Annotated in this window: 16 protein-coding genes; 11 read left to right on the top strand and 5 right to left on the bottom strand. The window is 56.8% G+C overall.

Going from position 1 to position 14,425, the window contains the following annotated elements; genetic code table 11:
• The 5 genes from ABJK70_RS10300 to ABJK70_RS10320 all read left to right on the top strand — a co-directional run.
• On the top strand, positions 1–277 hold a 277-nt coding region (locus tag ABJK70_RS10300), incomplete at its 5' end, for a family 1 glycosylhydrolase (protein ID WP_347257941.1).
• A 304-nt stretch (positions 278–581) separates the two neighbouring features.
• Positions 582–842 (top strand): hypothetical protein, encoded by a 261-nt coding sequence (locus ABJK70_RS10305; RefSeq protein WP_077731343.1) that lies wholly within the window; start codon positions 582–584, stop codon positions 840–842.
• An 84-nt stretch (positions 843–926) separates the two neighbouring features.
• Entirely contained in the window at positions 927–1,178 is a 252-nt protein-coding gene (locus ABJK70_RS10310) for a hypothetical protein (protein ID WP_077731344.1), read from the top strand.
• Positions 1,179–1,261: 83 nt separating this feature from the next.
• A complete protein-coding gene (locus ABJK70_RS10315; RefSeq protein WP_156881766.1) occupies positions 1,262–1,417 on the top strand; it encodes a hypothetical protein in 156 nt (51 codons plus the stop codon).
• Positions 1,414–1,839 carry a hypothetical protein gene (locus ABJK70_RS10320; RefSeq protein WP_347257942.1) on the top strand — a complete coding sequence of 142 codons (426 nt, stop codon included), beginning with the start codon at positions 1,414–1,416 and terminating at the stop codon, positions 1,837–1,839. Before ABJK70_RS10315 ends, ABJK70_RS10320 begins: the two co-directional genes overlap by 4 nt.
• A gap of 226 nt (positions 1,840–2,065) precedes the next feature.
• On the opposite strand, the gene ABJK70_RS10325 is transcribed toward ABJK70_RS10320, so the two are convergent.
• The 4 genes from ABJK70_RS10325 to dapA all read right to left on the bottom strand — a co-directional run bounded on the left by ABJK70_RS10325 (position 2,066) and on the right by dapA (position 8,087).
• Positions 2,066–2,506, bottom strand: coding sequence for an Hsp20/alpha crystallin family protein (locus tag ABJK70_RS10325; RefSeq protein WP_077731346.1), 441 nt, complete (start codon positions 2,504–2,506; stop codon positions 2,066–2,068).
• A 75-nt stretch (positions 2,507–2,581) separates the two neighbouring features.
• Entirely contained in the window at positions 2,582–6,460 is a 3,879-nt protein-coding gene (purL, locus tag ABJK70_RS10330; protein ID WP_347257943.1) for a phosphoribosylformylglycinamidine synthase, read from the bottom strand.
• A gap of 63 nt (positions 6,461–6,523) precedes the next feature.
• Positions 6,524–7,198: an outer membrane protein assembly factor BamC gene (bamC, locus tag ABJK70_RS10335; protein ID WP_347257944.1), complete on the bottom strand. Its 675-nt coding sequence runs from the start codon at positions 7,196–7,198 to the stop codon at positions 6,524–6,526.
• A gap of 13 nt (positions 7,199–7,211) precedes the next feature.
• Positions 7,212–8,087: a 4-hydroxy-tetrahydrodipicolinate synthase gene (gene dapA, locus ABJK70_RS10340; protein WP_077731349.1), complete on the bottom strand. Its 876-nt coding sequence runs from the start codon at positions 8,085–8,087 to the stop codon at positions 7,212–7,214.
• 158 nt (positions 8,088–8,245) lie between these two features.
• Between dapA and ABJK70_RS10345 the strand changes: the two genes are divergently transcribed.
• The 6 genes from ABJK70_RS10345 (at position 8,246) to ABJK70_RS10370 (ending at position 13,214) form a co-directional block, all read left to right on the top strand.
• The gene (locus tag ABJK70_RS10345) at positions 8,246–8,794 is read left to right on the top strand and encodes an ACT domain-containing protein (RefSeq protein ID WP_240502577.1); all 549 of its coding nucleotides are present in this window, start codon (positions 8,246–8,248) and stop codon (positions 8,792–8,794) included.
• A 13-nt stretch (positions 8,795–8,807) separates the two neighbouring features.
• Positions 8,808–9,284: a peroxiredoxin gene (locus ABJK70_RS10350; RefSeq protein WP_347257945.1), complete on the top strand. Its 477-nt coding sequence runs from the start codon at positions 8,808–8,810 to the stop codon at positions 9,282–9,284.
• A 46-nt stretch (positions 9,285–9,330) separates the two neighbouring features.
• A complete protein-coding gene (locus tag ABJK70_RS10355) occupies positions 9,331–10,749 on the top strand; it encodes a PhoH family protein (protein WP_077731351.1) in 1,419 nt (472 codons plus the stop codon).
• Positions 10,750–10,999: 250 nt separating this feature from the next.
• Positions 11,000–11,317, top strand: coding sequence for a hypothetical protein (locus ABJK70_RS10360; RefSeq protein WP_077731352.1), 318 nt, complete (start codon positions 11,000–11,002; stop codon positions 11,315–11,317).
• Between the two features lie 318 nt (positions 11,318–11,635).
• A complete protein-coding gene (locus tag ABJK70_RS10365; protein ID WP_133718976.1) occupies positions 11,636–11,995 on the top strand; it encodes a hypothetical protein in 360 nt (119 codons plus the stop codon).
• Between the two features lie 154 nt (positions 11,996–12,149).
• On the top strand, positions 12,150–13,214 hold the full coding sequence (locus ABJK70_RS10370; RefSeq protein ID WP_086134597.1) for a tetratricopeptide repeat protein: 1,065 nt from the start codon (positions 12,150–12,152) through the stop codon (positions 13,212–13,214).
• Between the two features lie 69 nt (positions 13,215–13,283).
• Here ABJK70_RS10370 and ABJK70_RS10375 read toward each other — a convergent pair whose 3' ends face one another.
• Entirely contained in the window at positions 13,284–13,637 is a 354-nt protein-coding gene (locus ABJK70_RS10375) for a TRL domain-containing protein (protein WP_166642705.1), read from the bottom strand.
• Between the last annotated feature and the right edge of the window lie 788 nt (positions 13,638–14,425).

Here is a 14,425-nt window from a genome sequence, read left to right on the forward strand (position 1 = left end):
CGATCCGGCACCGGCGAAAGGATATCTAGAAGACCTGCGCCGAATCGACTATTTTCGGACCCATCTCCGCGCGGCGCATGAAGCCATTCGGGAGGGCGCTAATTTGAAAGGCTATTTCGCCTGGTCTCTGCTCGACAATTTCGAATGGGCCTGCGGTTTTTCCAAGCGGTTCGGCTTAGTACATGTCGATTACCGCACTCAGAAGAGGACTCCCAAAGCCAGCGCATCGTTTTTCCGGCAGGTTATAGAGAGCAACGGGGCAGCGATCTGGGATTGAGCGCGACCGCTTGAAGACATGTCCACCATGAGTCCGGTTCAGTCGTGGCCGCCGACGCGAAGGTTGAACGCGCTCTACGACGCGAATAGGCATCGAAACGGCTCACCAACACTTTCGCATCGTAATTCGATCTAAAAACAACGTTGTTATCATTCGGTGCTTACAAGATAATCTTCAATTGCGCGCAACACACTATTCACCTGGTTGCTATAATGCGCGGCCATGCAAAACCCGAAGTACTACCCTCGGCTGAGGGTAACATTCAGTTTTGACACATAAGAAAAATTTCGAGGAGGAACTGCACATGCGAAAAATCAGCACCTTAGTTTTGAGTACGAGTCTACTCATAACCGTGGCGCCCTGCGCCCTCTCCGACGAGGACTCTCGTTATCCTGCGCACCACTTCAAACCCTCGGTGATTTATCAGGATCACCAATTGATCGCCCAAACAGACTCAAACTCTTCCGCCGATAGCCACTCCGATACCCACGCAGATCCCAAGTATCCGGGTTCCAGCTTCACTCCAACGGTCATTTATCAGAACCCTGAATTCGTCAAGAAGTAGGCTCGATAACATTCGAGTACTTTGGAATACACCGTTGGTCCCGATGCAAACCGTATTTGGATCGCTAATTTTCGGGAGAAACATATGTCCGATTTGTCGTCCCCTAGGTCGAAGTCAGGCGTCAGCCTGAAGACGATTTTCGAGCGTCTGAACGGAGAGGTTTTTTTGAATTATCCGCTGCTGACCAGCCTGTTCGTGACGGATTTTGCTTTGTTGAGCTTCGGACGAGAGCCCCTGCTGCTCCGATTCTTGCTGCTCGCAGGCTTGGTTTATCTGGCAATGTTCTTCAGCGCAAAATCGTTCGTATCCGGCTCCAGCGCTGAAAAACAGCCTTGACCGAAAGTTGGGGCTCCACCAGTTAGAGCAACAACCCTAACCTTACTTCAATAAGTTCTTCTTTCACTGAAGAGGAGAAGACGATGGGAAAAATCACCGATTGCTTGGTCGTCGCACTATCGTGCGGCGACAACAAGACCGCTTGTAACGGCTCGATGATGGAGCCGTACCACCGCTACGCCGAAATCATGTTCGCTGGTGCCAGTGCCGCTAACTCAGTCAACGGAGTGCGGACATGAATACCGTAAAGGAACCTGAGTCTGGAACCCGCATCATTGACTGGCAGAAATCGCTCGCCATCATATTGGATCATCCTATCCAAACCAGTCTCTTTATCGTTACGTTTGCCTTTCTTCTCCTAGTCGAGCCTCCCGTTCTGCTGTCGCTCTTGCTACTCTCGATACTGGTTTATTTTATTTTTGCATTTGGCGAACGCTTGTCTCGCGTCGCGGATCGGCCTGAGAGCAGTTTGGATTTAACCGAAAAGCACGTCCCAACTACCGGAGCGGCCGTTGCCGAAAACATTGCAGCAGCATCGGCAACCACAAAAGAAAAACCGAGAAGTCCGGCAAGACGGACTACACAAAGAGGGAGCGATTCGCAGAAGGCACAAGCGAAACCGCAGAGGAGCCGGCAAAGAGCCTCGAAAAATCCCCAATAGGATCGGGAGTCATTTGATGATTAGCGACACAGGCTGCGTGACGCTCGACGAAGGACTCGGGAACACCTGACGGGAACTCGTCCCCGTCAGGTTCATCATTTCGAGAACCGAACGGATACGGTGAGGCTCGGCTCTCATCTCCAGCGCGAATTGCGGAAAGCGAGGATGGCTTGGCGACGATTTTTCTCTAAAACGGAAACCGCGCTGCCCTCCTCTTCTTAACTCTTTAACTCTCGCCGACCACGTTGATCTTCTTCGGCTGTGTGGCGGCTTTCTTCGGTATGGAAATTTCCAGTACACCGTTTTTGCAGCGCGCCGTGATGCCTTCTGCATCGGCCGTATCCGGCAGCGAGAAGCGGCGATGAAAAGACCCATAAACCCGCTCGACGCGTTTCAGCCCTTCGCGGCGGACTGTAGCCTCGGTTTGCCGCTCGCCTTTCAGCGTCAGTATGCCGTTCTCCATCATGATATCGATGCTGTCCGAGCTTACGCCGGGAAGATCGGCCCAGAGGATATAGCGGTCCGGCTCCTCTTTGATGTCCACGGCGGGAGTCCATTCCGCGGTGGCCGCGGTGTCGGTACCGGGGCGGGCGCCTTCGAATGAACGCTCCAACTCTCTTTGGAGCTGATTCAAAAGACTCCAGGGCTCATATCGAGTCATCGTGATGATCTCCTTTGTTGGAAGAGTTTCTGCTCTAAACCCAATATGGAGGTGAGACCTGGTTTTTCAAGTACTCGCGAATCAGCCGACCCAGACCCTTGCATTTCGAAACAGACGCATCCACGGACCGTACTCGCCCCATGTCCTCGGATGCCAGGAATTCTGCACGGTACGGAAGCACCGTTCCGGATGCGGCATCATGATGGTGAAGCGACCGTCAAGGGTAGTCAAACCGGTAATCCCCAGCGGCGAGCCGTTCGGATTATGTGGAAATGCCTCGGTAATTTTTCCGTAAGTATCCGTGTAACAGAGCGAGACTACGCCGAGGCTGAGCGCCTTGCGCGCATCGTCGTGAAATTCGGCCCGCCCTTCGCCGTGCGAGACGACAACCGGGATGCGCGATCCTTCCATGCCGGCAAACAAGATGGACGGCGACCGCTGGACTTCCACCAATGCGACGCGCGCTTCGAATTGCTCCGACTCGTTGCGGACGAAGCGTGGCCAGTGCACGGCGCCGGGAATCAACCCAGCGAGATGTGACATCATCTGGCAGCCGTTGCAAACGCCCAGACCGAATGTATCCTGCCGTTCGAAGAACGCCTGGAATTCGTCGCGGCCACGGCTATTGAGCAATATCGATTTCGCCCAACCGCCCCCGGCGCCCAAGACGTCGCCATAAGAAAATCCACCGCAAGCGGCCAAACCGACGAAATCGTGAAGGCTCGCGTGTCCCGACAGGATATCGCTCATATGCACATCTACCGCCGTGAAGCCGGCGCGGTCGAACGCCGCCGCCATCTCCACATGGCCATTCACGCCCTGTTCCCGGAGTATCGCCACGCGCGGACGACCTTTAGCAATAAAAGGCGCAGCGACATCGCCGTCGGGATCGAAGCTCAGCTCGGCGCTAAGGCCGGGGTCGTTCTCGTCCACGATGGCTTCGAATTCCTGCCGTGCGCAGTCCGGATTATCGCGCAAGGCCTGCATGCGATAGCTGGTTTCCGCCCAAGTCCGCTGCAGTTCGGCGCGGGACTGCGACAGCAAGATCTCATCGCCCCGCCAGAACGCGATTTGCTTGTCGGTATTGGGCATGCCGATAACATGGCTGATCCCGTGGAGCCCCGACCGATCGAGCAGCTCCGTGACCGCGCTCAAGTCTGTCTCGCGAACCTGCACCACGGCCCCCAATTCTTCGCAAAACAGCGCAGCAACCGCGTCTTCGCCAAGAGCGGAAATGTCGATTTCGAGGCCGCAACGTGCCGCGAAAGCCATTTCGGAGAGCGTCGCGAACAACCCGCCGTCGGACCGGTCATGATAAGCCAGCAACCGGCCGTCCTCGTTCAAGGATTGGATTGCGGCGAAAAAGGATTTGAACAACGCCGGATCGTCGAGATCCGGGGATTCGCCCCCCATTTGTCCGTAGACTTGAGCCAGGGCGGAACCGCCCAATCGATTCCTGCCCTGGCCGAGATCGATCAGAATCAGGCGCGTCGGACCGCAGTCGAGCCGTAGCTCCGGCGTCAAGGTGCGGCGAACGTCAATGACCGGCGCGAATGCTGAAATGATCAGCGACAGCGGCGACGTCATGACGACATCGCGTTCGTTCTGCCGCCATACCGTTTTCATGGACAGCGAATCTTTCCCAACCGGAATGGCGATGCCCAAGGCGGGACACAGGTCCAGACCAACAGCTTTTACCGTATCGAACAGCTTGGCGTCTTCACCGGACGCGCCGGCTGCCGCCATCCAGTTGGCGGAAAGCTTCACCTGGCTTAAGGAGCCGATACTGGCGGCTGCGATATTGGTCAAAGCCTCTCCGACAGCCATGCGGCCGGATGCCGGGGCATCGATGACCGCCAAGGGCGTACGCTCCCCCATGGCCATCGCTTCGCCGGTATACGCCCGAAAACCCGAGACCGTCACCGCTACGTCCGCGACCGGTACCTGCCATGGTCCGACCATTTGATCGCGCGCCACCAAACCACCGACCGAACGATCCCCGATCGTGATCAAAAAACGCTTATCCGCTACGGCAGGAAAATTCAATACTCGCCGAGCCGCCTCGCGGATTGCTATGCCATCACGGCAAATGGGAGATTGCGCGCCACGATTTCTCGTGACATCGCGCCGCATCTTCGGCGGCTTGCCGAATAGCAGCGCCATGGGAATATCGATCGGGTGGGTACCGAATTGACTGTCGCTGAGGACCAGGCGCTCTTCTTCCGTCGCGTAGCCGATCACGGCATAGGGACAGCGCTCGCGCTCGCAGAAGGCCCGAAATCGGTCCACTGCCTCCGGTTTGAGCGCGAGCACGTATCGTTCCTGCGATTCGTTGCACCAAATCTGCATCGGTGACATGCCCGGCTCGTCGATGAGTATGTTCCGCAGTTCGAAACGCCCGCCCCGACCCGAGTCGTGAATGACCTCGGGCACTGCATTCGACAACCCGCCGGCGCCGACATCGTGGATGGACAAGATTGGGTTGTCCTCGCCCAACGCGGTGCAGCGGTTGATCACTTCCTGGCAGCGCCGCTGCATCTCGGGGTTTTCCCGCTGGACGGACGCGAAGTCCAAATCCTCGGCGCTCTCCCCCGATGCCACGGAAGATGCGGCTCCACCGCCAAGACCGATGAGCATGGCGGGGCCGCCGAGTACCACGATGGGCGCGCCGGGCGGGATCGTTTCCTTGGCGAGATGCTGCGGCCGGATATTTCCCATTCCGCCGGCGATCATGATCGGCTTGTGATAGCCATGCAGCCCTGAACCGTCCGGAGCCGGCTGTTCGAATGCGCGGAAATAGCCGCACAAGTTAGGGCGGCCGAATTCATTGTTGAACGCCGCCCCGCCGATCGGTCCTTGCAGCATGATTTCGAGGGCGGAGGCGATCCGGTCCGGCTTGCCGTGATCCCGTTCCCACGGCTGCTCGAATCCCGGGATGCGAAGGTGGGATACGGAAAAGCCGGTGAGTCCGGCTTTGGTTTGCGACCCCCGTCCGGTAGCCGCTTCATCGCGAATTTCACCTCCGGAACCGGTCGCGGCACCGGGATGAGGAGAAACGGCGGTCGGATGATTATGGGTCTCCACCTTCATCAGAATATGTACCGGTTCCTCTCGATAACTGTATTCCAGCGTTTCCGTGTCGCGCAGAAACACGTTCGCGGTGCTGCCCCGAACGACGGCGGCATTATCCCGGTATGCGGATAGAACTCCTTCCGGAGACTGCTCGGTCGTGTTTCTGATCATGCCGAACAGGGTTTCGCTTCGAGTCTCGCCGTCGATGCGCCAGTTGGCGTTGAAAATTTTGTGCCGGCAATGTTCGGAGTTGGCCTGGGCAAACATCATCAGTTCGACGTCGGACGGATTCCGTCGAAGCGCCGTGAAGCTTTCGACCAAATAATCCAATTCATCCTCGGACAAAGCCAACCCAAGCCTGCGGTTTGCCTTGATCAGCGCCCATTTCCCCTCTTCGAGCAAAGGAATGTATTCCATCGGCGCCGGAGCATGGTGTTGGAACAGCAGTTCCTCCTGTCCCCGCGTGAGCACCGTTTGGGTCATCCGGTCATGGATCAAAGCCTTTATGGCATCTCGATTGGAGAGCTTAATTTCGTTGGCGCTGCGGATGCGGTATTCGATTCCCCTTTCCACACGCAGAACGGCGGCCAGATTGCTACGCCGCACGATATCGGTCGCCTTGCTGGACCAAGGGGAGATCGTGCCGATTCGCGGCACCACCAAAAAATAGTCGCCCGCGGCGCTGCGTGAATCGTGCGCCGGCCCGTAAGCCAATACGCTTTCCAGGGTACGTTTCTCCAACCCATTCAACGCGCGCTTGATCTCGGCAAAATGCACGTAAGCGGCCGAGACTTCGATAATGGACGGCTCGACGCTCTGAAGATCGGTCAACAGCTTTTGCAAGCGAAATGCTGAGAGGGCGGGAGGGCCGGGAAACTTGGCAAACATGGTCTGACTTTCAACTATGGTCAGCGATAATACTTATCGCTTGTTGGAAACAACGCGGAAAAGTTATTCCTTTTCCGGTTCCTGGGGTTCTCCGAGCGACTGCAGGGTTTGGTGCAACCGCTTGAGCAGCTCGAATCCCGGCCCTTCGCTCTGAGGCTTGCCTTCTTGGTCGAGAACATAGATCACGACTACGTCCCGCCTGTCCTCCAACTTGACGCGATATTCCTTCGCGGGCGTTTCGGAACCCGTGAAGAAGGAACCGATGTCGCCCAGGAACCCGCGGTCTTCGTAAGGCTTATCGTCACCGCTGAAATAGACATAATAGACTCCGTCCGACCGGTTTTGATCGCTGACTTCCAGCCTGAGCCGGCCAAGCGCCTTGCCCACATCGTTCCAGGCCTCGGCATAGGGCGCTTCGAGCTCGATCAGCGGAATGTCTTCGGAATTTTGCGCTAACGTGGCCTGTGATCCACTCGGCTGATCGTCGGCCTTGGTTTGTGTCTCCGCGGCCGGACTGTACCGATCCGAGCGATCCCTGTTTTCACCCGCCGCGGGTCGCTCGTCGCCCCCTTCGATGGTCGATGCCTGCAAATCCGGCGGGATTTCCAAGGCGGGAATCTCTGAGCTGTACTTATATTGTTTCTGCTTATCGGGAAACAGCCCGGCAACGAAACTGCAACCGCTCAAGACGAAAACGCTTGAGGCCAAAATAACCGCTCTGGGAACGAATCGATTCATGTTGCATTAAACGTTAGATCACACCGGCTTGGCGCATCGCGCTGCGCACCGGCTCACGGCAGCTTTCCGACAGCCAAGTCAGCGGCAGGCGAATGCCTGCGTCGATAAGTCCCAGTTCGTGCACCGCCCATTTGGCCGGGATGGGATTCGATTCGATGAACAAATCGCGATGGAGAGCGGCCAGCTTGGCATCGATGGCGCGGGCGGTCTCCGCATCGCCGGCGATCGCCGCGGCGCACATCTCGTGCATCAGCTTGGGCGCCACGTTGGCCGTTACCGAAATCACCCCTTTTCCTCCGAGGAGACAGAACTCGCACGCGGTTGCATCATCGCCCGAATAAAGGAGGAAATCCGGACCGCACAAGCGCATAATCTCTCTCTCCCGATCCAAATTGCCAGTGGCCTCTTTGATGCCGACAATATTGGGAATTTGGGCAAGACGCGCGACCGTTGCAGGCAGCATGTCGCACGCGGTTCGGCCGGGAACGTTATAAAGAATCTGAGGGATGTCCACCGCCTCGGCAACGGCTTTATAGTGAAGATAAAGTCCTTCCTGCGTGGGCTTATTGTAATAAGGCGTCACCAACAGACAGGCATCCGCCCCCGCGTCCTTGGCTCGCGCCGTCAGGTTGATCGCTTCGGTGGTGGAATTGGCGCCGGTGCCGGCAATTACGGGAATCCTGCCGCCGACCCGGTCCACTACAAATTGAATAACGCGGCAGTGCTCCGCCTCATCGAGAGTCGCCGATTCTCCGGTGGTTCCCACGGCAACGATGGCATCGGTTCCCTGTTCGATATGAAATTCGATCAAACGGCTCAAACTTTCGTCGTCCAGTGTGCCGTCCCGTTTCATCGGGGTCACCAACGCGACGATGCTACCTTGAATCATGCAACTTAACTCGGTTCAATAAAAAGAACATGTTACCGTGCGCCGCCGGCATCTGACAACCGCGTAAGCCGTGTAACCGCGGGAAACCCGGCGGGAATCGAAGCTCCGCCGGCTGCGGCACCAACTGGATGAAAGTGATACACTTTTCGCATTTTTTCATGAAGAGAAACAACACGTCTATGCAGCTCGTCATCACCGTCCTTGGCGAAGATCGCCCGGATCTGATCGTGGAAATCACCCGCGCCATCAAGGACTGCAAATGCACGATTCTCGAAAGCCGCATGACCGAGCTGGGGCATGAATTCGCCGGCCATTTATTGGTCGAAGGCAATTGGAATCATATCGTGCGGCTGGAAAGCGCATTCGAAAATCTGGCCAACCGCTTTGCGATGAAGATCAACACGCTGCGCGGACGTGAGCCGGAAGATAGAGAAGACAATACCCTGCCCTATGCGATCGACATCTTCGCCACCGATCAAATCAACAGCATTCACGAGCTCAGCGTGTTTCTTGCCAGCCGCAACATCAAAATTCTGGATCTCAGCACCAGCCGCTATCCGGCTCCCTTCAGCGGTACCCCATTGTTTCTCGCGCATATGGTCGTCAAAATCCCGACCGGAATGCGCATCGTCTCGCTGCGCGACGAATTCCTGGACTTCTGCGATCAGCAGAACCTGGATGCCATACTCGAACCCGTAAAACGCTAAAATCGGAATCATCATGACCACAACCTCTCCGGGCCATGCCGCGCCGAATTTTTCGGCTCCGGGCACTTCGGGCAAGACCATCACGCTTCAGGATTATCGAGATAAGTACGTCGTCCTTTACTTCTATCCCAAAGACAACACGCCCGGCTGTACGCAGGAAGGACAAGATTTTCGCGATCTGTACGCCGAATTTCAGGATTTGAATGCCGAGATTCTGGGCATCTCGCGCGACACAGTAAAGTCCCACGAAAACTTCAAATGCAAGTTCGAATTTCCGTTCGAACTGATTTCCGACCAGGACGAAACGATCTGTAAGCTGTATGACGTCATCAAGATGAAAAACATGTACGGCAAGCAGGTCCGAGGCATCGAGCGCAGCACCTTTCTCGTCGACCCGGCCGGCGCGATTGCCGCCGAATGGCGGAAAGTCAGCGTCAAAGGCCATGCAACAGAGGTTCTGGGAAAAATCCGGGAATTGATCGGCCGCTAACGCGCCCTTTCAGTCCGCGATCCCCGTATTCCAACCGCAATACAATATGACCCAAGATCAAACCCCAGAGCGCAAGCTTTTCATACTCGATACCAACGTGCTGATGCACGATCCGGCCTCGCTGTTCCGCTTTCAGGAGCACGACATATACATCCCCATGATCGTGCTGGAAGAATTGGACCATTCGAAAAAGGGCCTGTCGGACGTCGCCCGCAATGCCCGTCAGGCCAGCCGCTTTCTGGACGAATTGATCCAACACGCCGATATCCATGCGATCAGCAACGGTATTCCTCTAAATCAACTGCAATACGCGTCCCGAATCGACGAAAAATGCAGCGGACGCTTGTTTTTTCAGGTTCGGCGCATGGACTCGGTGCTTCCGGAAAGCCTGCCCGGCGATTTGCCGGACAATTCCATACTCGCCACCATGCTGGCCTTGTCGGAAGAACAACCGGAAACCCAGGTGGTGCTGGTGTCGAAAGACATCAATATGCGGATCAAGGCCTCGGTGCTCGGAATACGGGCCGAGGACTACCACAGCGATCAGGTACTGGACGACATCAATCTGCTATACAGCGGAGCGTTCGAGCTCCCGCTCGATTTCTGGGAAACCCACGGCAGCAAGATGGACTCCTGGCAGGACCAACAGGGCCGTACCTTTTACCGCGTCTCCGGTCCATCGTTGAAAGACTGGTATCCCAATCAGTTTCTTTACCTTCCCGACGAATCGAATTTCGAAGCCATCGTCCGCAGCAAGGAGAGCGGCAGTGCCATCATCGAACTGGCCCGCGACTACCGAACCCCGCAGCACGCGGTGTGGGGCATTCAGGCGCGCAACCGGGAGCAGAATTTTGCCTTCAATGTGCTGCTTGATCCGGAGATCGACTTCGTCACCCTGCTGGGCACCGCCGGAACCGGCAAGACATTGCTGACTCTGGCGGCTGGTCTTGCCATGACGCTCGAGCAGAAAATCTACCGAGAAATCGTGATGACACGGGAAACGATCCCTTTGGGCGAAGACATCGGATTTCTGCCCGGCACCGAGGAGGAAAAGATGACGCCCTGGATGGGTGCGCTGCTCGATAATCTGGAGTTGTTGAGCAGCCATGAAAACGGCTCCACTTGGGAGCGGCAGGCCACCAACACCTTGCTGTTGAACCGCGTCAAGATGCGTTCTCTCAACTTCATGCGCGGACGCACTTTCCTGAATCGCTTCATCATTCTCGACGAGGCGCAAAACCTGACGTCGAAGCAGATGAAGACGCTGATTACCCGGGCCGGTCCCGGCAGCAAGATCGTCTGTCTCGGCAACATCGCCCAGATCGATACCCCTTACCTGACCGGCACGACGTCGGGGCTTACCTACGTGGTCGATCGGTTCAAGGACTGGCCCCATGCGGCCCACATCACCTTGAAGCGGGGCGAGCGCTCCCGCCTGGCGGATTTTGCCGCGGATACTCTATAAGACAGGACTTACGCATTTTGCCCCTTCTCCCTCCGGGAGAAGGTTGGGATGAGGGGATCTAGAAGAGAGAATTCCTTATTTTTTAATCCCCTCACCCTAACCCTCTCCCTGAGGGAGAGGGTACCAAAAGCCGTTTTGCGTAAGTCCTATAAGAGATAGATAGGGCCGGCGACAACTCGCTACGACGCATGAGAATCCGGCGGACCAGGCAAGGTCTAATAAAAGGACATTACGGATAGAGTAAAGATCCTTGGACGAAAAAAACCCAGCCGGACGGGAATCTGAAACCTGGTATCGCATCCGGCTGACACGCGACGAATACGAAGGCGGAGAAGTAGCCGTCATCCGGGGCACGTTCCGGCGCATCTACATTGCCCGGAACGGGCCAAAGGGAATGGCCATGTATGGAACCGAGTCCGATGATGAAACGGCTTACTTCGTCTATTTCACGCCCGAGTCTCTGCCCCATGTTCGCGTCTTGATAAAAGCCTATTCTGCGGAACCCCACGCACCGCCGCCCCTCCGCCGACTTTCCCTGATCTTTGGCGAAGAACCGAATCGAACCTGACGCGCCGATGCGCGTTGTTGCCGATAAGTCTATGTTTTAGTGTTGGAATCGCCGACCCGCGATGGGGCCGGTTTGAGCACCGGCGCTTCAGACACTGCTCAAACACCGCTGACTCGACTTGACGGTCAGCCCTCGAATGCGGTCTATTTCCCAGGCTAAATCCATCAAACCGCCTTCTGCTTGAAGGCTCGCCCGGACTTCTTGGCATTTAGCGGAGCCGTCCGAGCGAAGCATCACGCTCATCGACTCGAAGCGAAACATGAATGCGTTTCTGCCTCGGCTGCAGGGCGGGCAGCGTTGACATCTGAGATAACGAGAATGACGACACAATATGACGAAAAAGAGATGAGCTCCGTCGTGCGAGCTCTGATTTGGGATGGGATTTGTTTACTCGGGGACACGGCCACCCCGGATTCAATCGCGGACTATGTGATAAAGCGGTTCGATCCGGACGGCAAGCTGTCTCCGCTCATGGCGCATGCGGCTTGGAGCGGGGCACGACAACTGGCGGTCGAAGAAATGGCCTGGCATGAATCGGGGCTTGAAACCGCCGGAACTCGAAATGGTTTGAGCGCGGCGACTGCCCGACTGCTGATCGAAAATGCGGTACTGCAAGCAAAAACCGAAGCGCAAACGGCCGTAGGCCGTTTGTCAAAAGACGCCAGCTCCGGAATGTGAATATTTCACAGACGCGCGAGTTGTTTGCGCCTCTAATCTCACTAGGATATCGAGGGTCAGGGATGGCCCACGGATGCGAGCATCGGCACCGGGAAGCTTCTGCGAGGAAAGCACCGTAAGCATAGGCCGATCCACTAATCAGGCGGAGTAGGCTGTGCCTCATTGCGATATCTTTATCTGCTACGACCACGTCTCCGCAGCCACTCCGGCATTGGCCCTTTATCGGTACCTGCGCCGCTATTTTCATCCGGAACGAATCGTCGTCGAACACTGGGACGCTCGCCCGGAAAGCTCTCGTATCGAGCAGCTAAAGGATTATATCCGTCAATCCCGGGTGATTCTGTTCTTGATCACTGGTGACGGGAGCAACAAAGCCAAAGCCGCCTCTTCCTCAGACACCGACATTCCCTATTCCGACCTCCTTCTGCACGAGCTATCGCTGAACAGCGGCAAAACGCTTATTCCCATCCTGTATGGCGGCACACCTACATCACGTGAATTCGCCATATATAATCCGTTCCATTGGACGGGAACGGAAAACGAATCGCAGCTCGTCGAGCTGGCACGCCTGATCACCACGGCGACGGGAATAGCGGCATCGCAACAGAATAGCGATGCTTCGCCCCCACCTTCCCCGGGTGAACACGATTCGGCTGCGCGCACAACCGAGCCGATCGCGAAGGCCGTCCGTGCCAGCATCCCGCCACTCTTATTCGGTACATTCCAGGGAAACCGTATCGGCGAACCCAGTGTACAAACGTTCCTAAACAGGGCTCCGAAGTCCGACGATCTCAAGAACGTAATGACACTACAGCGAGAGGCCGAATCGCTCTGGCTCGCAGGCGACTTTATCAAAGCTCGAATATTGCAGGAAATGGCGCTCGACGCATGCTGCCGGACGCTGGGAAAAGAACATCCGGACACCTTAACCGCCCTGTGCAACCTGGCGGAGATGTTCTGGGCGCTAGGCAATCTCGACGAGGCGAAAGTGCTGCATCAGCAGGTATTGGACGTCCGCCGGTACGTGTTGGGCGATCGGCACCCCGACACGACGGCCGCGGCCTGGAATCTCTTTCTGACCTTGACCCAGAGTTCCGATCACGCGGCAGCCGGACATGTCATTCAACAATATTTGAGCTGGCTCCAGGATAGCGCCCCGGAACTGCTATCTCCGGAACAACAGCGCATTCGCGACATGATCCGCCAGTTTTTCGCCTGAGATGACCACCTTACGCGCACGAACCTCGCACGGTCTTCCCATAACCCGATCCGCCCGTCGCGAAATCGGTCAGTCTCCGGACACGATCAGCGTGTATCGATAAAAAATAGGCGCGACATAGCTCTCGTACCGCCAGTCGACAGTCCTGATATTGGTTATGCCGCCAGCGGCCGCCGCCGCTTGAACACTGCAATCCCCCCAACCCGCGATGAACAGCACCGCCTTACAGCTCGCCGTGCCCTGCTTCAGACCCGGTCCCCTAGCGCCTTCCGAGCCGGCGGCGACTTGAACGGGGAGAATCATATCGGTGGAGATGGCGCCTGCCGGCAACCAGGTCATGTTGGGGCCGGATACGCATCCGGCCAAAAAAAGCATGGCGATAGACGAGAACCCGATTCTTACAACATTCCGTGTTGACTTCATAATTCCCTCCGTCATTAGAGTTTGAGGCGTCCCAGGAAGCTTACCTTATCAATCGAGGCAACAACTCCCAATGCCGTGAGGCCTCAATCACTGCCGAAGCCTTGGCAGCTTCGACGTCGATTACAACAGGGCCTGCGCACCGGAGTGATCGGATTGAGGTCTCAATGCAATTTTCGATCTTGCGCAAGGGAGAATGTTCCGCGCTTAGGCTTGGTTCATGGGAAACCGGTGCCTTCGAGCCCATGCTCCCGCCCTGCGGCATACGAAGATTTACCAATTTCCGGTCTCTTCGGCGTTGCGTTGGATGACCGACTTTGCAGCACGACCCGACGCTCTCCGGCTCCGTCGCGGATCCGCGAGATCGAGACAATCCGCGGTTTCCGCGGCAGAACTCCATGGTCGGACGTTTTCAGATGTTTAAGAAACGATCCACCGGCAAAGCCGGTGGCTTTCGACGGCTGGCCCCTCAAAGGGGCCTGACCGCCATCGGGCAAAAGCCATGTCGTCACCCCGACAGGGAAGGGGCCGACTAAAGGCCCGTTTGCGATTGGAGTGCCGGGGTCCAGTGACCACGGATGGTTTCGACCGTTCACAATCCCTGTGAACTGGATTCATGCCGGGCGATCCTGCCCGGCACCCTTCGGGCGCGATGCGTGCAAACCGGCCTCGCCACGCTACGCCGTCCCGCTTCGCTCGCGAGTCCTGGGCAGTCCTTCCCTGGCCTGCCCGCTCGCCGCATTGCGCCTCGCCCTGCCGATTTGTCCGGCACAAATTTGCCAGGAGCAAAT

The sequence above is a fragment of the Methylocaldum sp. genome, assembly GCF_039794385.1.
In the GTDB taxonomy this organism is placed as follows: Bacteria; Pseudomonadota; Gammaproteobacteria; order Methylococcales; family Methylococcaceae; genus Methylocaldum.

Excerpts from the sequence above, each read along its gene's own strand:
- ABJK70_RS10305 (WP_077731343.1), top strand. The coding sequence starts at position 582 with ATGCGAAAAATCAGCACCTTAGTTTTGAGTACGAGTCTACTCATAACC.
- ABJK70_RS10310 (WP_077731344.1), top strand. The coding sequence starts at position 927 with ATGTCCGATTTGTCGTCCCCTAGGTCGAAGTCAGGCGTCAGCCTGAAG.
- ABJK70_RS10315 (WP_156881766.1), top strand. The coding sequence starts at position 1,262 with ATGGGAAAAATCACCGATTGCTTGGTCGTCGCACTATCGTGCGGCGAC.
- ABJK70_RS10320 (WP_347257942.1), top strand. The coding sequence starts at position 1,414 with ATGAATACCGTAAAGGAACCTGAGTCTGGAACCCGCATCATTGACTGG.
- purL (WP_347257943.1), bottom strand. The coding sequence starts at position 6,460 with ATGTTTGCCAAGTTTCCCGGCCCTCCCGCCCTCTCAGCATTTCGCTTG.
- bamC (WP_347257944.1), bottom strand. The coding sequence starts at position 7,198 with ATGAATCGATTCGTTCCCAGAGCGGTTATTTTGGCCTCAAGCGTTTTC.
- dapA (WP_077731349.1), bottom strand. The coding sequence starts at position 8,087 with ATGATTCAAGGTAGCATCGTCGCGTTGGTGACCCCGATGAAACGGGAC.
- ABJK70_RS10345 (WP_240502577.1), top strand. The coding sequence starts at position 8,246 with ATGAAGAGAAACAACACGTCTATGCAGCTCGTCATCACCGTCCTTGGC.
- ABJK70_RS10350 (WP_347257945.1), top strand. The coding sequence starts at position 8,808 with ATGACCACAACCTCTCCGGGCCATGCCGCGCCGAATTTTTCGGCTCCG.
- ABJK70_RS10355 (WP_077731351.1), top strand. The coding sequence starts at position 9,331 with ATGACCCAAGATCAAACCCCAGAGCGCAAGCTTTTCATACTCGATACC.
- ABJK70_RS10365 (WP_133718976.1), top strand. The coding sequence starts at position 11,636 with ATGACGACACAATATGACGAAAAAGAGATGAGCTCCGTCGTGCGAGCT.
- ABJK70_RS10375 (WP_166642705.1), bottom strand. The coding sequence starts at position 13,637 with ATGAAGTCAACACGGAATGTTGTAAGAATCGGGTTCTCGTCTATCGCC.